Source organism: Pantoea anthophila (assembly GCF_006494375.1).
GTDB lineage: Bacteria > Pseudomonadota > Gammaproteobacteria > Enterobacterales > Enterobacteriaceae > Pantoea > Pantoea anthophila.
This window is the reverse complement of record NZ_VHIZ01000053.1, coordinates 63,068-81,503: the sequence shown is the minus strand read 5'-3', so window position 1 is coordinate 81,503 and position 18,436 is coordinate 63,068. Positions and strand designations below refer to the sequence as shown.

At 54.0% G+C, this 18,436-nt stretch carries 19 protein-coding genes and 5 tRNA genes; 3 read left to right on the top strand and 21 right to left on the bottom strand.

Annotated features, from left to right (window positions below; all coding sequences use genetic code 11):
* Window positions 1–221 precede the first annotated feature (221 nt).
* Window positions 222–758, top strand: coding sequence for a GNAT family N-acetyltransferase (locus FJW00_RS17270; RefSeq protein ID WP_140925084.1), 537 nt, complete (start codon window positions 222–224; stop codon window positions 756–758).
* 86 nt (window positions 759–844) lie between these two features.
* Here the strand turns inward: FJW00_RS17270 and rplS are convergent, their stop codons facing one another.
* From rplS to ffh, 5 genes are all read right to left on the bottom strand, one after another.
* Window positions 845–1,192 (bottom strand): 50S ribosomal protein L19, encoded by a 348-nt coding sequence (rplS, locus tag FJW00_RS17265; RefSeq protein ID WP_003849035.1) that lies wholly within the window; start codon window positions 1,190–1,192, stop codon window positions 845–847.
* Window positions 1,193–1,234: 42 nt separating this feature from the next.
* Entirely contained in the window at window positions 1,235–1,999 is a 765-nt protein-coding gene (trmD, locus tag FJW00_RS17260; RefSeq protein WP_009086876.1) for a tRNA (guanosine(37)-N1)-methyltransferase TrmD, read from the bottom strand.
* A gap of 35 nt (window positions 2,000–2,034) precedes the next feature.
* Entirely contained in the window at window positions 2,035–2,583 is a 549-nt protein-coding gene (gene rimM, locus FJW00_RS17255; RefSeq protein WP_009086878.1) for a ribosome maturation factor RimM, read from the bottom strand.
* An 18-nt stretch (window positions 2,584–2,601) separates the two neighbouring features.
* Window positions 2,602–2,850, bottom strand: a complete 249-nt coding sequence (gene rpsP, locus FJW00_RS17250; protein WP_009086880.1) for a 30S ribosomal protein S16 — start codon at window positions 2,848–2,850, stop codon at window positions 2,602–2,604.
* Window positions 2,851–2,991: 141 nt separating this feature from the next.
* Entirely contained in the window at window positions 2,992–4,353 is a 1,362-nt protein-coding gene (gene ffh / locus FJW00_RS17245; protein ID WP_009086882.1) for a signal recognition particle protein, read from the bottom strand.
* Between the two features lie 164 nt (window positions 4,354–4,517).
* Here ffh and FJW00_RS17240 point away from each other — a divergent pair, with 164 nt between their 5' ends.
* Together FJW00_RS17240 and FJW00_RS17235 are read left to right on the top strand one after the other, a co-directional pair.
* On the top strand, window positions 4,518–5,318 hold the full coding sequence (locus FJW00_RS17240) for a cytochrome C assembly family protein (protein WP_009086884.1): 801 nt from the start codon (window positions 4,518–4,520) through the stop codon (window positions 5,316–5,318).
* Between the two features lie 15 nt (window positions 5,319–5,333).
* A complete protein-coding gene (locus FJW00_RS17235; protein WP_033736021.1) occupies window positions 5,334–6,620 on the top strand; it encodes an HlyC/CorC family transporter in 1,287 nt (428 codons plus the stop codon).
* Window positions 6,621–6,680: 60 nt separating this feature from the next.
* Here FJW00_RS17235 and luxS read toward each other — a convergent pair whose 3' ends face one another.
* The 16 genes from luxS to FJW00_RS17150 form a co-directional block, all read right to left on the bottom strand.
* Complete coding sequence (luxS, locus tag FJW00_RS17230; protein ID WP_009086888.1) at window positions 6,681–7,196, bottom strand: S-ribosylhomocysteine lyase; 516 nt, start codon at window positions 7,194–7,196, stop codon at window positions 6,681–6,683.
* A gap of 150 nt (window positions 7,197–7,346) precedes the next feature.
* On the bottom strand, window positions 7,347–8,954 hold the full coding sequence (gene gshA / locus FJW00_RS17220) for a glutamate--cysteine ligase (RefSeq protein ID WP_140925080.1): 1,608 nt from the start codon (window positions 8,952–8,954) through the stop codon (window positions 7,347–7,349).
* 31 nt (window positions 8,955–8,985) lie between these two features.
* The gene (locus FJW00_RS17215) at window positions 8,986–9,414 is read right to left on the bottom strand and encodes a YqaA family protein (RefSeq protein ID WP_046102439.1); all 429 of its coding nucleotides are present in this window, start codon (window positions 9,412–9,414) and stop codon (window positions 8,986–8,988) included.
* On the bottom strand, window positions 9,411–9,977 hold the full coding sequence (yqaB, locus tag FJW00_RS17210; protein ID WP_046102440.1) for a fructose-1-phosphate/6-phosphogluconate phosphatase: 567 nt from the start codon (window positions 9,975–9,977) through the stop codon (window positions 9,411–9,413). Before yqaB ends, FJW00_RS17215 begins: the two co-directional genes overlap by 4 nt.
* Window positions 9,978–10,510: 533 nt before the next feature.
* A tRNA-Arg gene (locus FJW00_RS17205) sits at window positions 10,511–10,587 on the bottom strand.
* Window positions 10,588–10,781: 194 nt separating this feature from the next.
* A tRNA-Arg gene (locus FJW00_RS17200) sits at window positions 10,782–10,858 on the bottom strand.
* Between the two features lie 60 nt (window positions 10,859–10,918).
* Window positions 10,919–10,995, bottom strand: a tRNA-Arg gene (locus tag FJW00_RS17195).
* An 84-nt stretch (window positions 10,996–11,079) separates the two neighbouring features.
* Window positions 11,080–11,156 (bottom strand) — tRNA-Arg (locus FJW00_RS17190).
* A gap of 8 nt (window positions 11,157–11,164) precedes the next feature.
* Window positions 11,165–11,257: transfer RNA gene (locus tag FJW00_RS17185), tRNA-Ser, on the bottom strand.
* A gap of 282 nt (window positions 11,258–11,539) precedes the next feature.
* Window positions 11,540–11,725 carry a carbon storage regulator CsrA gene (gene csrA / locus FJW00_RS17180; protein ID WP_008927091.1) on the bottom strand — a complete coding sequence of 62 codons (186 nt, stop codon included), beginning with the start codon at window positions 11,723–11,725 and terminating at the stop codon, window positions 11,540–11,542.
* A 249-nt stretch (window positions 11,726–11,974) separates the two neighbouring features.
* Complete coding sequence (gene alaS, locus FJW00_RS17175; RefSeq protein WP_140925078.1) at window positions 11,975–14,602, bottom strand: alanine--tRNA ligase; 2,628 nt, start codon at window positions 14,600–14,602, stop codon at window positions 11,975–11,977.
* Between the two features lie 133 nt (window positions 14,603–14,735).
* Window positions 14,736–15,260, bottom strand: coding sequence for a regulatory protein RecX (locus tag FJW00_RS17170; protein WP_140925076.1), 525 nt, complete (start codon window positions 15,258–15,260; stop codon window positions 14,736–14,738).
* A gap of 123 nt (window positions 15,261–15,383) precedes the next feature.
* Window positions 15,384–16,451, bottom strand: a complete 1,068-nt coding sequence (recA, locus tag FJW00_RS17165; protein ID WP_009086899.1) for a recombinase RecA — start codon at window positions 16,449–16,451, stop codon at window positions 15,384–15,386.
* Window positions 16,452–16,546: 95 nt separating this feature from the next.
* Window positions 16,547–17,041, bottom strand: a complete 495-nt coding sequence (gene pncC, locus FJW00_RS17160; protein ID WP_046102442.1) for a nicotinamide-nucleotide amidase — start codon at window positions 17,039–17,041, stop codon at window positions 16,547–16,549.
* A gap of 101 nt (window positions 17,042–17,142) precedes the next feature.
* Window positions 17,143–17,916: a trans-aconitate 2-methyltransferase gene (tam, locus tag FJW00_RS17155; protein ID WP_140029467.1), complete on the bottom strand. Its 774-nt coding sequence runs from the start codon at window positions 17,914–17,916 to the stop codon at window positions 17,143–17,145.
* Between the two features lie 178 nt (window positions 17,917–18,094).
* Complete coding sequence (locus tag FJW00_RS17150) at window positions 18,095–18,430, bottom strand: zinc ribbon domain-containing protein YjdM (RefSeq protein ID WP_058958497.1); 336 nt, start codon at window positions 18,428–18,430, stop codon at window positions 18,095–18,097.
* Window positions 18,431–18,436: the final 6 nt, after the last annotated feature.

The window sequence follows — 18,436 nt, the reverse complement described above, 5'->3', positions numbered from 1 at the left end:
CAGCCGGTACAGAGCGCAAGATAACATGTACACATTAATTACCACAGATCAATAACCGCCGCAGGACTCTATAAATTAATAAATAAAATCATATATATAAAATATAAGACAAAAGAGAGCATCAGGATTAAAGTGTAATTATATCTTTACACATGCTTTTATTGTTTTTCTTGCCGGCGCAGGCAAAATGAAACGATTAAGGGTTTGCATCCGGGAATGATATGCCTTCATCACCACGCACGACGCATCTGCGACCTTTCCTGTTAAGCGATGTTCCTGCGTTTACCGCTGCGGTGAACGCCTCGCTGGACAGCCTGATCCCCTGGATGGCCTGGGCACATCACGACTATCAGCCGCATGAGGCGGAAAGCTGGATTCGCTTTACCCACTGGCAACGGATGCGGGAAGAAGCTGAAGAGTTTGCGATTGTCGATCAGCACGATCAGCTGCTGGGAGGCGCAGGCGTGCGCTTTGCCCGCCATCCCGGCGCTGCCAGTGCGATTGGCTACTGGGTGCGTAGTGATGTTCAGCGTCAGGGGATTGCGACCCGTGCCGTCGCCGCTTTATTGCCGCTGGGGTTTTCACGACCTGAAACACGGGTAATTGAGATTCTGGTGGCCGAGGATAATCTCGCCAGCAGAGCCGTCGCGAAGAAGTCGGGCGGCGATTTTATTGGCTGTCGTTACGGCCTGATCGTGCTCAATGACGGGCCGGTCAATACCGCGATTTATCATTTTCAGCGGCCAGAGACCGCTTAACGGCAGGCAACAGGACAAAAAAAAGGGGCTGGCAGATGCCAACCCCTTGTTTGCTATTAACTTTCAGATGTCGCGTTAGCGATACCTTAGTTAAGACGCTCTTTAATACGAGCAGACTTACCAGTACGCTCACGCAGGTAGTACAGTTTGGCTTTACGCACAGCGCCACGACGTTTAACAGCGATGCTGTCAATGACCGGCGAGTGAGTCTGGAATACACGCTCAACGCCTTCGCCGTTAGAAATTTTGCGAACAGTGAATGCAGAGTGCAGACCGCGGTTACGAATAGCGATAACCACGCCCTCGAATGCCTGCAGACGTTTTTTAGAACCTTCAACGACCCATACTTTCACTTCCACGGAATCACCCGGGCGGAAGGAAGGTACGTCCTGTTTCATCTGCTCTTGTTCAATTTGCTTAATAATGTTGCTCATAATTAAATCTCATATCCTGGGTAAACTGATAGTCGGGGAAGATTACTCTTCCACATCATCGTTTTGTTGCTGCTGATGTTCCCGCTGGAACTCATTCAGCAACCTTGCTTGCTCTTCAGTCAGAGCCAGGTTTTCCAGAAGTTCAGGTCTTCTTAGCCAGGTACGGCCTAGCGACTGCTTCAGACGCCAGCGGCGAATATCGGCATGGTTACCTGACAGTAAAACTGCCGGGACTTCCACGCCCTCTAACACTTCAGGTCGGGTATAGTGCGGACAATCCAGCAAGCCGTCAGAGAACGAATCCTCATCGGCTGACGCCTGCTTGCCGAGTACGCCGGGAATAAACCGGGCGACTGCGTCAATCATCGTCATGGCTGGCAGTTCCCCGCCACTGAGAACGTAATCACCGATTGACCATTCTTCATCAATTTCGGCGTGGATTACGCGCTCATCTATCCCTTCATAACGGCCACAGACCAGAATTAACTTGTCTCGTGCCGCCAGTTCGCAAACGCCCTGTTGGTCCAGTTTGCGCCCCTGAGGTGAAAGATATATCACCCTGGCGCCATCACCTGCCGCTGCTTTCGCTGCGGAGATGGCATCCCGTAAGGGTTGTACCATCATCAGCATTCCCGGTCCGCCGCCGTAAGGACGATCATCCACGGTACGGTGCCGGTCGTGCGTGAAGTCACGCGGACTCCAGCTTTGAATGCTGAGCAGACCGTTTTTTACAGCCCGGCCAGTTACCCCGTAGTCGGTAATAGCGCGAAACATTTCTGGAAACAGGCTAATAACACCAATCCACATTGTACTCGCCGTTACGTTACCGCTCGATTCGGAGCTCAAAAACCAGGATCCCAATCTACCTCAATGACGCGGGTAGAGAGATCGACTTTCCTGATAACCTGTTCATCAAGAAACGGAATTAACCGCTCCTGAACACCGAATGCATCCTTCAGGTTTGCCTTAACGACGAGAACGTCGTTCGAGCCGGTTTCCATCATATCGATGACTTTGCCCATCTCGTAGCCTTCAAGGTTAACCACCTGGCAGCCCATAAGGTCTTTCCAGTAGTAGTCACCCTCTTCCAGCGATGGCAACTGCGTCGAGTCAACCTGAATTTCGCAATTGGTTAACTGAGCCGCCGCATCCCGATCTTCAATGCCTTTGACTTTGATGATCAGGTCCTGATTGTGGTGCTTCCAACTTTCCAGTTCGACATGCTGCCATTTACCGGCGCGCTGGATGAACCAGGGTTGGTAGCTGAAGATGCTTTCAGCGTCTTCAGTGGAGGAAAACACTTTGAGCCAGCCGCGAATACCGTAGGCGGCTCCCATCTTGCCCAATACAATCGGGTTGACAGGAGGCTGTGCGGCAATTTGTCTGCTCATGCTCACCACCGTGACAGATTAAGCTGCTTTCTTAGCTTCTTTGACCAGCGCGTTAACGCGATCAGAAAGCGTTGCGCCCTGGCCAACCCAGTGCTCGATACGATCCATATCCAGACGCAGACCTTCAGCCTGACCAGAAGCGATCGGGTTGAAGAAACCAACGCGCTCGATGAAACGACCGTTGCGTGCATTGCGGCTGTCAGTAACGACGACCTGATAGAACGGACGCTTTTTAGCGCCGTGACGTGCCAAACGAATTGTTACCATAACATCCTCTTCAGTTAATAAAACACCCGGCCCCCATCGAGGAACGGGGTCCGGGTGCTGTATAAAAAGCCCGAAAATTTTACTCATTTTGGCGCAAAAAGCAACCTAAACCGCGTCCTTTCGGGCTTTTTTGTGGAACCCTTAGCGGCCGGGGAATCCTGGCGGCATCATACCTTTCATGCCGCGCATCATTTTCGCCATACCGCCCTTCTTCATCTTCTTCATCATACGCTGCATGTCGTCGAACTGCTTTAATAAGCGGTTAACGTCCTGCACCTGCATGCCGGAGCCGGTGGCGATGCGGCGCTTACGCGAGCCTTTGATGATCTCTGGCTTCTCACGCTCTTTGCGTGTCATCGAGTTGATGATGGCTTCCATGCGCACCAGAACCTTGTCATCCATCTGCGACTTCACATTGTCAGGCAGCTGTCCCATGCCGGGCAGTTTACCCATCAGGCTGGCCATGCCGCCCATGTTGCGCATCTGCTTCAGCTGCTCAAGGAAGTCGTTGAGATCGAAACCGTCACCGGTTTTCAGCTTCTTCGCCAGCTTCTCTGCTTTATCGCGGTCAACCTTGCTTTCGATATCTTCGATCAGTGACAGCACGTCACCCATGCCGAGGATGCGTGATGCAATACGGTCCGGATAGAACGGTTCCAGGGCTTCGGTTTTCTCGCCGACACCCATAAATTTAATTGGCTTGCCGGTAATATGACGAATCGACAGCGCCGCCCCCCCACGTGCATCACCGTCAACTTTGGTCAGGATCACGCCGGTGAGCGGCAGCGCTTCGTTGAAGGCTTTGGCCGTGTTGGCCGCATCCTGACCGGTCATGGCATCGACCACAAACAGCGTTTCTACCGGATTAATCGCGGCATGAACCTGTTTGATTTCGTCCATCATCGCTTCATCAACGTGCAGACGACCCGCGGTATCCACCAGCAGCACATCGTAGAATTTCAGGCGCGCTTCACGCAGCGCATTGTTGACGATCTCCACCGGCTTCTGGCTGAGGTCAGAGGGGCAGAAATCCACGCCAACCTGCTGCGCCAGCGTTTCCAGCTGTTTGATTGCCGCCGGACGATAAACGTCGGCAGAGACAACCAGCACTTTCTTTTTGTGCTTCTCGCGCAGGAATTTACCCAGCTTACCCACGCTGGTGGTTTTACCGGCACCCTGCAGACCCGCCATCAGCACCACGGCTGGCGGCTGAGCGGCCAGGTCGAGAGCATTGTTTTCTGCCCCCATCGCCGCAACCAATTCGTTACGAACGATTTTGATGAACTCCTGACCCGGCGTCAGGCTTTTGTTCACATCATGGCCGACCGCGCTCTCTTTCACGCGGTTAATGAAGTCACGCACCACCGGCAGCGCAACGTCAGCTTCAAGCAGTGCCATGCGCACTTCACGCAGGGTCTCTTTAATGTTCTCTTCAGTCAGCCTTCCGCGGCCGCTGATGTTTCGCAGGGTTTGCGACAAACGATCGGTTAAATTATCAAACATGGTCTCTCACTTAAAAAGATCGCGAGGCGCCTGATCGGCAGAATGCGGCGGATTATAACACGAAGCCGCCGCGATCTCTGCAATTGCCCCTCAGATCGTTTGGAGCCTGCTGCGGCTGGCGCTATACTGCCTTTTTCCTTATCTGACTGAACCTGAAAGGATCTATGTTCGTTTTCCCGATAGTGGCGCTGTTAGCCTACTCCTTAAGTCTTGCCCTGATCATTCCGAGCCTGCTGAAGCGTAATGGCGGCTGGCGGCGAATGGCGATGCTCTCTGCCTGTGTGGCGCTGGTGACACACGCGGTAGCCCTGCAGCAGCGCATATTTGCGGTTGATAGCGGCCAGAATTTAAGCCTGCTCAACATCGGTTCACTGGTCAGCCTGTTGATCTGCGCCATTATGACCATTGTGGCGTCACGCAATCGCGGCTGGTTGCTGCTGCCGATTGTCTACAGCTTCGCGCTGATCAATCTGGCCTTTGCGACCTTTGTCCCTAATGCCTTTATCACCCACCTGGAAACGACGCCAGGGATGATGATCCATATCGGCCTGTCGCTCTTCGCCTATGCAACGCTGATTATCGCTGCCCTCTATGCGCTGCAGCTGGCATGGATCGATTACCAGTTAAAAAACAAGCGCCTGGCGTTTACGCAGGATATGCCGCCGCTGCTGACCATCGAACGCAAGATGTTTCATATCACGCAGGTCGGGGTCGTCCTGTTAACGCTGGTGCTCTGCACCGGTCTGTTCTACATGCAGGATCTTTTCAGCGCCGAAAACGTCGATAAAGCCGTGCTTTCGATTATCGCGTGGTTTGTTTATATCGTTTTGCTCTGGGGACACTATCATGAAGGCTGGCGTGGTCGCCGCGTCGTCTGGTTTAACTGCAGCGGTGCGGTGCTGTTGACCATGGCTTACTTCGGCAGTCGCATCCTGCAGCATCTGCTTGTCCCTGTCTCTCATTAAAAAGGAAGTTCTGCGTTGGAACATGTTTCAACCACCACGCTGATTATTATTCTGTGCGTCATGGTTCTGGTCTCCGCCTGGTTTGCCGGGTCGGAAACCGGCATGATGACGCTTAATCGCTATAAGCTGCGCCATCAGGTTAAAAACGGCAGTCGCGCTGCGCGCCGGGTGGAAAAGTTACTGCGGCGTCCCGATCGGCTGCTGAGCCTGGTATTAATCGGCAATAACCTGGTGAATATTCTGGCCTCCGCCCTCGCCACCATCGTCGGCATGCGCCTGCACGGTGACGAAGGGGTCGCCGTCGCGACCGGTATCCTGACCTTCGTCGTGCTGGTTTTTGCTGAAGTGCTGCCGAAAACGGTAGCCGCGCTCTATCCGGAGCGGGTCGCCTTTCCCAGCAGCCTGCTGCTGGTCCCGCTGCAATACATCATGCTGCCGCTGGTCTGGCTGCTGAATACCATTACCCGTCTGCTGATGCGGATGGTGGGAATCCGGGCGGAAGGCGCAATCAGTTCTGCGCTGAGCAAAGAGGAACTTCGCACCATCGTCTATGAGTCACGTAGCCTGATGTCGCGCCGTAATCAGGATATGCTGCTTTCGGTACTCGATCTGGAGAAGGTCAGCGTTGATGACATCATGGTGCCGCGTAACGAGATTGTCGGTATCAACATCAGCGATGACTGGAAATCAGTCGTCCGCCAGCTGAGCCACTCACCGCATGGCCGCATTGTCCTGTTCCGCGACTCACTGGATGACTGTGTCGGCATGCTGCGGGTGCGTGAAGCCTGGCGCATGATGACCGAGAAAAAAGAGTTCACCAAAGAGATGCTGCTGCGCGCTGCGGATGAGATTTACTACATCCCGGAAGGAACACCGCTCAACACCCAACTGGTAAAATTCCAGCGCAACAAAAAGAAAACGGGCCTGGTGGTGGATGAATATGGCGATATCAAAGGACTGGTGACCATAGAAGACATTCTGGAGGAGATCGTGGGAGATTTTACCACCTCAATGTCGCCGTCGCTGGCCGAAGAGGTGATGCCCCAGAATGATGGTTCCGTGCTGATCGAAGGCAGTGCCAGCGTGCGTGAAATCAACAAGGCGTTTAACTGGCATCTGCCAGAGCAGGAAGCCCGCACCATCAACGGTATGCTGCTGGAAGCGCTGGAGGAGATCCCCGCTATCAACACCCGCGTTCAGATCGGTCACTACAATATCGATATCCTGGACGTGCAGGACAACATGATTAAGCAGGTGCGCATCACGCCGAAGACACCGCTGAAAAAATCGGTCGGTTCCTGAAGCCATAAAAAACGCCGCAATCGACACGATGCGGCGTTTTTTTTAGCCGGACAGCTCTGACTAGATGTGCAGTTCTTTCAGCTTTTCAGCAGGCAGTTTCAGATCTTCGTTACGGTTAACGCCGATCTCATGCGCCAGCACGTTGCGGGCAATCTGCTGCGCTTCATCCAGTGAGTGCAGTTTGTAGCTGCCACACTGGTATTCGTTCAGCTCAGGGATCTGGTTCTGATCTTTCACTTTCAGAACGTCTTCCATCGCCCCTTTCCACGCTTTCGCCACGCGCTGCTCATCTGGCGTACCGATCAGGCTCATGTAGAAGCCGGTACGGCAGCCCATTGGCGAAATATCGACGATTTCCACACCGTCACCGTTGAGGTGATCACGCATAAACCCGGCAAAGAGATGCTCCAGCGTATGAATGCCACGCTCAGTGAGGATATCAATGTTCGGGCGGCAGAAACGCAGGTCAAAAACGGTAATCGTATCGCCATGCGGAGTCTTCATGGTTTTCGCAACGCGAACCGCCGGTGCGCCCATGATGGTGTGATCAACGGTAAAACTATCCAGTAGTGGCATACGTCACCTCCTGTTCTGAGAATTTTTTTAAAAACGATGAAACTTTTCTGTTCGCCCAACGTCTGAATATATGAAAGACGCGCATTTGTTATCATCATCCCTGACAACAGAGATGTTAATTTGGCCACATTGATGTGGCCTTTTTCTTTTCTACCCTTCCCGGCTCGCCAGATACGCTTCAAAATCCAGCTTATCGTTCGCTTCCAGCTGCTGCTGCGCCGCGACAGATTCCTGCGCCTGACGCGTGAAATCCTCTTCGGTCAGCACATCCAGCGGCTCTTCACAGAGCAGATGACGATACTGTTCAGCCAGCGCTACGCCGGTTCCGGTCACACCATTATCTTTCATGGCCTGCAGAATGCGCGCCGAGTAGGTTAGCTCAGGATCGTCGAACGATGCTACCAGTTGATCGCAAACCTGCTGATATTCCGTGCTCGCCTGATTGTTGCTGTCTAACACTTCAGCAACCCGACGCAGATCGGCAAACAGGGTTTTGCCCACTTCAACCAGCGAATGTTCCGCTTCACCACAACCCACGGCAATTTTCTGATCCGGTTTGCGGCCTTCCAGCACCACGCGGTTCCAGTTTTTACGGGTACACTGCAGCTCTTCTGCACTCATCTCCGGCGCATCGGCCAGCGTACACCAGATCAGGAACAGGTCGAGGAAGCGCACCTGGTTCTCATCGACCCCGATAGCCGAGAACGGGTTGATATCCAGTGAACGGACCTCAATGTACTCAATGCCACCCCGCAGCAGCGCGTCAGATGGCGCTTCACCGGAACGGGTCACCCGTTTTGGCCGGATTGGCGCATAGAGTTCATTCTCAATCTGCAGCACGTTGGTATTGAGCTGCAGCCAGTTGCCGCCAGCATCTTTCGTGCCCATGCCCGCAAACTCTTCTGACGGCGTTTTGATCGCTTTCTTCAGCGCCGTGACATAGCCTTCCAGCGAGTTGAACGTAATGCCCAGCGAGCTCTGCGATTTATTGGTGTAGCCGAGATCGCTCAGACGCAATGAGGTTGCATAAGGCAGCCACATTGTATCTTTGTCGTTGGTTTCAAACGGCAGCGGACTCTCACGGCCCTGCAGGAAGCTGGAGCTAATCGCTGGCGATGCGCCAAACAGATAAGGGATCACCCAGCCGAAGCGATAGTAGTTGCGGATCAACCGCAGGTAGCCCGCCGAGATGGTCTCTTTTCCGCTCTCCACATCTTTCACATCCGCCCACTCCTGCCAGAAGGAAAGCGGCAGTGAGAAGTTGTAGTGAATGCCGGAGATGGTCTGCATCAACGCGCCGTAGCGGTTTTTCAGGCCCTGACGATAGAGGGTCTTCATCTGACCAATGTTGGATTGACCATACTGTGCCAGCTCAATATTGTCCGCATCGTCAATCACGCACGGCATACTGAAAGGCCACATACGCTCGTCACCCAGCTCACGGGCAACGTGACGATGGATATCGCGCAGGAAAGCCAGCATGTGATTGATGCTGTGATCCACTGGGGTAATAAACTCCAGCAACGTTTCGGCAAAATCGGTGGTGATCCAGTCATGCTTCAGCGCCGACCCCAGCGAGGCCGGGTGTCCGCTTTTTGCCAGGTCGCCATTTGCCTGTACGCGCAGTGTTTCACGCTCGATGCCACGGCCAATGCCTTTGAGAGCATTGGGATGCGCTTCCAGCCAGGAGAGCGCTTTAGAGACGTCCGGGATCACATTCCCCCCCCGCTGTGATAATAATTTATTTTTGTTCAGCATAATCTTAACCGTAGCCTCGAATCTGTGCGAATCAATGCCACCATTCCATACCCTGTAATGTGGCTATCGCGATAACGATATAACGCAGTGTTTTACCGACAGCGAGAAACAGCATCACTGGCAGCCAGGCGAACCGTAACCAGCCCGCGAGAACGCAGAGCAGGTCACCTATCACCGGTAGCCAGCTGAAGAGCAGCGCTGCAGGTCCCAGCCGGTGCAACCACGTCATTGCTGTGTCATGCCATCGCCCCTGACCTTTTAACGGCAGCAGGCGACCAATAAGAATGTTCGTTAAGCCGCCCAGTGTGTTTCCCAGTGATGCGGCTAAAAGCAATCCGTAAACTGATGTCTTTTTTGCTATCAATAGTGCTATCAGCAGTGCTTCAGAACTTCCAGGCAGAAGCGTCGCACTCAAAAAACTGCTGCCGAACATGGAGGCATAGGTGAGGATGTCACTCACAGTAAGCGCACATCCACCACATCCATCCCTGCCGCTTTCGCGGCCTGAATGCCAAAATCGGCATCCTCAAAGACCACACACCGTTCAGGCGCCACCCCCATCAGCGCTGCGCAGCGCAGAAAGGTTTCTGGCTCGGGTTTGTGTCGCTTCACATCATCAGCACCCACCACAGCCGAAAACAGCTCACGCACGCCCAGTTGCGTCAGTAACGCCTCCGCCATGCTGTGCTCGCTTCCGGTGCCCACCGCCATCGGACGACGTCCGTGGTACGCTTTAGCCACTTCCAGTAAAGGCAGCGGCCTGACGTTGTCCAGCAGCATCGCTTTCACGGCAGCGGTTTTCTCTGCGGCAAGAAGATGGGGATCGAGAGACGACTGATTGGTGTCAATGATGAACTGCGCAAGCCGCCAGGCGGGTGCGCCATTGAAGTCGATAATACGTGCTTCATCCAGCGTTAATCCGTAGTGCGCCAGTACCTGACGCCACGCTTTTCGATGTGTCGGCTCTGTATCCAGGATCGTGCCGTCCATATCGAAAATCAGGGCGTCATAGTGATCGTACATTGTCACTCCGGACATTCATCAAATGAGACATTACTTTAGCCTAATGTGGACAGGTTGTCGCCAGGGGGGATGAACAGCAAATGCTTTGAAAGCATTAACAATTTTTCTTTTCAGATAAAGGTGATCGTGCGCGACCAGCGATAACAGTACGAATTTTCAGCGATTTTTTAACAATCGTCTGGTGCCAGGGCGGCGGCGCACCTGCATGAGGGGCAAACTACATCGGGTTATGCAGGACAGGTGTGGCTGGGCGTTGCTTAAGATGAAATGATGAATCTGTTACGCAGATGAGGCTGAAAAGCCGCGTGGATGGAGCCAGAGAAAAAGAGAAGAGCGAGAATGCGGGCTGGACGCTAACTACGTCATGCCACACTGAGGCGCTGACCCTATTTGAGAATATGGTGCATCCAGGAGGATTACTCAGCTTGCGCTTCGCCCTGCGGGCCGTTGCAGATGCAACGTTATCCTCCTTAGTGCGGCCTGAACGCTAACTACGTCATGACACACTGAGGCACTGACCATATTGAAGAATATGGTGCATCCAGGAGGATTCGAACCTCCGACCGCTCGGTTCGTAGCCGAGTACTCTATCCAGCTGAGCTATGGATGCATTGAGGGTATTGCGTTTTTTATGGACGTTCAGAAACTAACCTGAGGATGTTACAAAGAATGGTGCATCCAGGAGGATTACTCAGCTTGCGCTTCGCCCTGCGGGCCGTTGCTCATGCAACCTTATCCTCCTTAGTGCGGCCTGAACGCTAACTACGTCATGACACACTGAGGCGCTGACCATATTGAAGAATATGGTGCATCCAGGAGGATTCGAACCTCCGACCGCTCGGTTCGTAGCCGAGTACTCTATCCAGCTGAGCTATGGATGCATTGGGGTGTTGCGTTTTTTTATGGACGTTCAGAAATCAACCTGAGGATGTTACAAAGAATGGTGCATCCAGGAGGATTCGAACCTCCGACCGCTCGGTTCGTAGCCGAGTACTCTATCCAGCTGAGCTATGGATGCATAAATCTGATTCTTGTACAACGCAGGGTGCTGACTACTCACCATGAAAGGAATTGCTAATTCGCTTTATTTCTTTATTTTCGATGGTGCATCCAGGAGGATTCGAACCTCCGACCGCTCGGTTCGTAGCCGAGTACTCTATCCAGCTGAGCTATGGATGCATCGAAAATGGCGGTGAGGGAGGGATTCGAACCCTCGATACAGCTTTTGACCGTATACTCCCTTAGCAGGGGAGCGCCTTCAGCCTCTCGGCCACCTCACCTTACGCTTTCTTTCGAACCGTGCTTCTGAACTTGTTTCTGCTCATCGGCACTGCGTGGCGCACATATTACTTTCCCGGACTTTTAAGTCAAACAATTTTTCCGAAACTTTGTTTGATTGAGCAAATCACACACAATTGGAACAAAATGGCGGCAAAAAGAGTGAATTATCAACAATGAAAGAGGAGGACGTTAACAAAACGGAGAACAGCGGGAGAGAACAAAGGGCGGGATTTTTTGCAGAAAGCGGTAGCGCCTCGCACAGGTGCGAGACGCTGAATCCGTTAAACGCTGGTCTGTTGCGTTTTTTCAGCCTGGATGCGTTGATAGATCTCTTCGCGATGCACAGACACTTCTTTCGGCGCGTTAACCCCTATACGAACCTGATTACCCTTAACACCCAGCACCGTTACCGTTACCTCATCACCGATCATGAGGGTTTCACCAACTCGACGAGTTAGAATAAGCATTCTTTGCTCCTTGAAAGATTAAAAGAGTCGGGCTTGTACAGGCTCCCGGCATTATCCATCATTTAACGCTGCGCATTGACTATGAGGAATACACCAATGCACATCGATGCGCCAATACATTCTGCTGATAGTTAGTTTAGCCGAAATACACTACATCAACCTGACTTTGTCATTTGCTGCTTTAGCATCGTATTAAAAAGCGCCGGAACCGGGGTTCTGACGCTTCTGACCATGCTTTGTTTTATTTCATTACAGGCGGCTGCTAACCCATCTCTCAACCCCTGCCAGCGCGCCTTTCAGCGCCTCAGCATCGTTACCACCCGCCTGAGCCATATCAGGACGACCACCGCCCTTCCCGCCTACCTGCTGCGCCAGACCGGCAATCAACTCGCCTGCTTTAACACGGTCGGTCAGATCTTTGGTCACACCCGCGATGAGCGATACCTTGCCTTCCGCCACCGTCGCTAACACGATAATCGCCGATCCCAGCTGATTCTTGAGATCGTCAACCATGGTACGCAGCATTTTCGGGTCAACATTGCTGAGCTCGCTCACCAGCAGCTTCGCCCCTTTGACATCAATGGCATTGCTGCTCAGTGACGCGCTCTCCTGCGCAGCCTGCTGATCACGCAGTTGCTGCAACTCTTTCTCCAGAGCCCGGACGTGGTCAACCAGACCGCGTACCTTCTCGTTCAGGTTGCTGCTGTTCGCTTTTACCAGCTGCGCAATATCCTGCAGCTGGCTGCTCTGCGCGTTGACCTGAGCCAGCGCACTTTCACCGGTAATCGCCTCGATACGACGGATGCCGGCAGCGGTGCCTGACTCAGCCTGAATGCGGAACAGACCGATATCGCCAGTGCGTGCCGCGTGGGTTCCCCCACACAGTTCGACAGAGAAGTCACCCATGGTCAGCACGCGAACACGCTGATCATACTTTTCGCCGAACAGGGCCATCGCCCCTTTAGACTTCGCCGCATCAAGATCCATCACCTCGGTTTCCACCGGCAGGTTGCGTCGAATCTGTGCATTGACGATATCTTCGACCTGACGAATCTCCTGAGGTTTCATCGCTTCAAAATGCGAGAAGTCGAAACGCAGATATTTGTCATTAACCAGAGAGCCTTTCTGCCCCACGTGCTCACCTAAAACCTGGCGCAATGCGGCGTGCAATAAGTGGGTGGCAGAGTGGTTAAGACGGATGCGTGCACGACGTGCCGCATCAACCTGCGCCTCAAGGCGGTCGCCGATACGCAACTGCCCGGCGGTCAGCTTACCGACATGACCGATTGCCTGACCATATTTTTGTGTATCCTGGACGCTAAATTCAGCATTCTTCCCTTTCAGCAGACCGGTATCGCCAACCTGACCACCCGATTCGCCATAGAATGGCGTTTCATCCAGCACAACGACGGCATCCTGACCTGCGGACACTTCATCCACCGCCTCACCTGCAACATAGAGTGCTTTTACGGTGGCAGCTAAATCGAGCTGGTCGTAGCCTTTGAAGGAGGAAGCCGCATCGATGCGGATTACGTTGCTGTAGTCAGCGCCGAAGCCGCTCGCTTCACGGGCGCGCTGACGCTGCTGCTCCATCGCCTGCTCGAAGCCTGCTTCGTCGATTTTCAGATTGCGTTCGCGGCAGACGTCAGCGGTTAAATCCGCCGGGAAACCAAAGGTGTCGTAGAGACGGAAGACGATTTCACCATCCAGGGTATCGCCCTGCAGTTTTGCCAGCTCCTCGTCCAGCAGCGCCAGTCCGCGTTCCAGCGTGCGGGCAAACTGCTCTTCTTCGCTTTTCAGCACCTGCTCAACCTGAGCCTGCTGGCGCTGCAACTCTTCACCTGCGGCACCCATGACCTCAACCAGCGGCGCAACCAGCTTATAGAAAAAGGCCTCTTTGGCACCCAGCATGTTGCCATGACGCACGGCACGACGAATGATACGACGCAGCACGTAGCCCCGGCTCTCATTGGACGGGATCACACCATCGGCAATCAGGAAGGCGCAGGAGCGGATGTGGTCGGCAATCACGCGCAGCGATTTATTGCTGAGGTCAGTCGCACCGGTAACCTGCGCCACAGCCTGAATCAGTTTCTGGAACAGGTCGATTTCGTAGTTAGAGTTGACGTGTTGCAGAACGGCAGAAATGCGCTCCAGACCCATCCCGGTATCAACCGAAGGTTTGGGCAGCGGCAGCATGGTGCCATCCGCCTGGCGGTTGAACTGCATAAAGACGATGTTCCAGATCTCGATGTAACGGTCACCATCCTCTTCCGGGCTGCCTGGCGGGCCACCCCAGATGTGATCGCCATGATCGTAGAAAATCTCGCTGCACGGACCACACGGACCGGTGTCACCCATCTGCCAGAAGTTATCTGACGCGTAGGCACCGCCCTTGTTGTCGCCGATGCGAATAATACGCTCGCGTGGCACACCGATCTCTTTTTCCCAGATCGCGTAGGCTTCATCATCGGTTTCATAAACCGTTACCCACAGACGCTCTTTTGGCAGGCCGAACCACTGTTCGCTCGTCAGCAGTTCCCAGGCAAAACCAATCGCCTCTTTCTTGAAGTAGTCACCAAAGCTGAAGTTACCCAGCATTTCAAAGAAGGTGTGGTGACGCGCGGTGTAGCCGACGTTTTCAAGATCGTTGTGTTTTCCGCCCGCGCGCACGCAGCGCTGCGACGTGGTCGCCCGTGTGTAATCACGTTTGTCCTGACCGAGGAACACATCTTTAAACTGGTTCATCCCGGCGTTAGTAAACAACAACGTTGGATCGTTATTCGGTACGAGGGAGCTGCTGGTTACAACCTCATGTCCCTTGCTATGAAAAAAGTCGAGAAACGCCTGACGGATCTCAGCAGTGCTCTTGCTCATATATGTCCTGGAATCACGCTAACGAACGTTCCCACCGATCGGTGCGACCCCATTTTCCTGGTGCCGGATCAGCGGAACAAAAAGTGGGAATAAGATAAATTTTCTTCAGTGGGAAGTAAAATTACATCGGCCCTTAGTCATCAAAATTTCTGAAAACAGACTGGATATCTTCGCTCATAAACCCTTTTGACTGCAGGTAGCGTAGTACTTTCGCTTTCTCTTTCCACTCGACAGGCAGCGGATGCCCGAATTTTCGTTCGGCCAGTTCCGCCGCACAGGCAGCCCAGTCCACCTCCGTTTCTTCCATCGCAATATCAATGGCTTCACGGTCAATGCCTTTCTGGGCCAGTTCAAGACGGACACGCTGGGAGCCAAAGCCTTTCCGGCTGCGGCTCTGAATAAACCTTTCAGTGAAACGCGCGTCGTTCAGCCAGCCGTTCTCCTGACACCAGTTCAGCACCTGCTCCAGCAGCGCGTCGGTGATGATCTCAGGCTCTTTTTTCTGCGCCCATGCCGCACGCTGCGCCGATTGCTGCAGCTTACGCGCCAGCTCTGCACGGCTGTGATCGCGCTGGCCCAGGATACGCATCGCGCGGTCAAGCAGGCGGGAGTAGGAGACAACATTGGATTGGGATTGGGGCTGAGTGGATTCAGTCATACTGCGCACCTTGTACAAACAGGGGAAAGATTATGGCGACAGAACAGGACAGAGGGAAGGCAGGAGAGGGACAGAGGGAAGTAAAAATAACGGGAGAGGCCTTCGCCTCTCCCGTCTTAGTCATCAGAAGTCTTCGTTCGCTTCGCTGGCTGCGTTCTCATTCTCAGCAGATTTGTCTGCTTCGAGTGATTCATCCGCGCCGTTGAGCAGTAACTCACGTAACTTCAGATCGATTTCGTTTGCCACAGCCGCATTCTCTTTCAGGAAGTTGCTGGCATTCGATTTACCCTGACCAATCTTGTCGCCATTGTAGCTGTACCATGCACCCGCTTTTTCAATCAGCTTGTGCTTCACGCCCAGGTCAACCAGCTCACCGAAGGTATTGATCCCTTCACCGTACATGATCTGGAATTCAGCCTGTTTAAACGGCGCGGCGATTTTGTTTTTCACCACTTTAACGCGGGTCTCGCTGCCGACCACGTTATCGCCCTCTTTAATCGCACCGATACGGCGGATATCAAGACGGACAGAGGCGTAGAACTTCAGCGCGTTACCGCCGGTGGTGGTTTCCGGGTTACCAAACATCACACCAATCTTCATACGGATCTGGTTGATGAAGATCAGCAGGGTGTTTGACTGCTTCAGGTTACCGGCCAGCTTACGCATCGCCTGGCTCATCATACGTGCCGCGAGGCCCATGTGTGAGTCACCGATCTCACCTTCGATTTCCGCTTTCGGCGTCAGCGCCGCAACGGAGTCGACGATGATGACATCGACCGCGCCAGAACGGGCCAGTGCATCACAGATCTCCAGCGCCTGCTCACCGGTGTCCGGCTGCGAGCAAAGCAGGTTGTCGATATCAACGCCCAGCTTCTTGGCATAGACCGGGTCAAGCGCATGCTCGGCATCGATAAAGGCACAGGTTTTGCCTTTACGCTGAGCCGCGGCGATGACCTGCAGGGTCAGCGTCGTTTTACCGGAAGACTCTGGTCCGTAGATCTCAACGATACGACCCATTGGCAGACCGCCTGCGCCTAACGCGATATCCAGCGACAGCGAACCGGTAGAGATGGTTTCCACATCCATTGAGCGGTCTTCACCCAAGCGCATGATGGAGCCTTTACCAAATTGTTTCTCAATCTGGCCCAGCGCGGCAGCTAAAGCCTTCTGTTTGTTTTCATCAATCGCCATTTCAACTCCTAATCAAGCCGGGTAAACACGCACTCAGGGTGCCTGCACTCTTTCTGTTGCCGTCAATTATACTGTATAGTCATACAGTATCAAGTTTAATTTGTCAGAAATTCGCCATACAGTGTCTGCAGGGCCCATGCCACCGACTGGCGGCGTACGGCATCACGATCGCCGCTGAAATGCTGCTGAAAAGTCAGCACTTTATCTTCAGGGCCGGCCAGGCCAAACCACACCGTGCCGACCGGTTTTTCTTCACTGCCGCCATCCGGTCCGGCGATGCCGCTGACTGAAATGGCATAGTCTGCCTGAGCGGCCTGACGGGCACCCTGCGCCATCTCCCGCACCACCGCCTCGCTGACCGCACCATACTGTTCCAGCGACGCTGCCTGTACGTTCACCAGCTGCTGTTTTGCCTCATTACTGTAGGTCACAAAACCGCGTTCAAACCAGGCGGAACTGCCACTGATATCGGTAAAGACCTTCGCAATCCATCCGCCGGTGCAGGATTCCGCACAGGTGACGGTGGCGTTGCGCTGCTTCAGCTTCTCACCTATCTGCGCGCTAAGCGCCTGCAGTTGCTGATCATCCATTGCGACTCTCCCTTAGGGTGTGGATTGAAGGTGGTGCAGAAAGCGCACTTTTTCAAGGGCTCTCTGCACTATTGCCCTGTTTTTGCGGCTGAGTTTCCAGCTCACGCCCCTTTTTTCACTGCCACCATAAAAAGACGCGGGAAAGCGAGCAACACCTGACCGTCGGCCCGGGCCGGATAGGCGCTGAGCAGCTGCTGATGATAATCGGCGAGAAACGCCGCCTGGGATGCCTCATCCAGTGACGCCAGGAACGGGCGCAAGCCTGTTGCCTGCAGCCAGCTGATAATCGCCTGCGCATCAGCCATGACGTGATAATAGGTGGTGCGCCAGATATCCACCTCACAGCCCGCCTGGGTGAGCAGATCGTAATAGGCGCCGGCAGAGAGCAGCGCGACACGATCAGCGGTGCGGATCTGTGAACGCCAGCGCGCGGTTGCGGCGACCTCACGCATCAGCTGGTGCGAGGGTTCATTGAGGTTATCCGGCATCTGAACCGCCAGTGCACCACCGGGGGCCAGCTGCCTGACCAGATGGGGGAACAGCGCAGTGTGATCATCCAGCCACTGCAGGGAAGCGTTGGCGTAGATGACCTGCTGCGGGACCTCTGCCTGCCAGCTGCGGATGTCCGCCTGCACAAAGCGGCAGTGTGGCAGGCGTTCACGGGCCTGCGTTAACATCGCCGCGGAACTGTCCAGTCCGGTAATCTGCGCCAGCGGCCAGGCATCAGCGAGCAGCTCCGTGCTGTTGCCCGGCCCGCATCCCAGATCGGTGACCTGCTCAACCTGCTCCGGACGGATACGCGCCAGCAGCTCATGCGCCGGACGTGTGCGTTCCGCTTCAAATTTACGATACAGCACGGGATCCCACTCTTTCATCCTGACCTCTCATTCAGCAATCAGCTCTTCGTTTACTGAGACGGATGAAAGGCAAAAAAGTGCGACCCGTGACGGCGTTTTACTGACTGTACAGTCAGCGGTGGCGGAAAAAGGGGGGAGAGGAAGGCGGAACCGGATAAGGCAGAGTGAGCGCGGGCGCGTCCTTGCGCCCCTGATCTCAGTTCTTTTTCACAAACTCAGATTTTAATTTCATCGGGCCAAAGCCGTCGATTTTGCAATCGATGTTGTGGTCCCCTTCAACCAAACGAATGCTTTTCACTTTGGTGCCGATCTTCAGTGAAGAGGAGCTGCCCTTCACCTTAAGATCTTTGATCACCGTGACGCTGTCGCCATCTGCCAGCAGATTGCCGTTGGCATCACGCACTTCCAGTTGTGCGTTGCTGCTGTCGCCCTCTCCTTCGGTCCAGATATGACCGCAGGAGGGGCAGTTGAGGTTGTCACCATCTTGCCAGGTATAATCGGCGTGACAGGCTGGGCAGGCAGGTAAAGACATAACGAC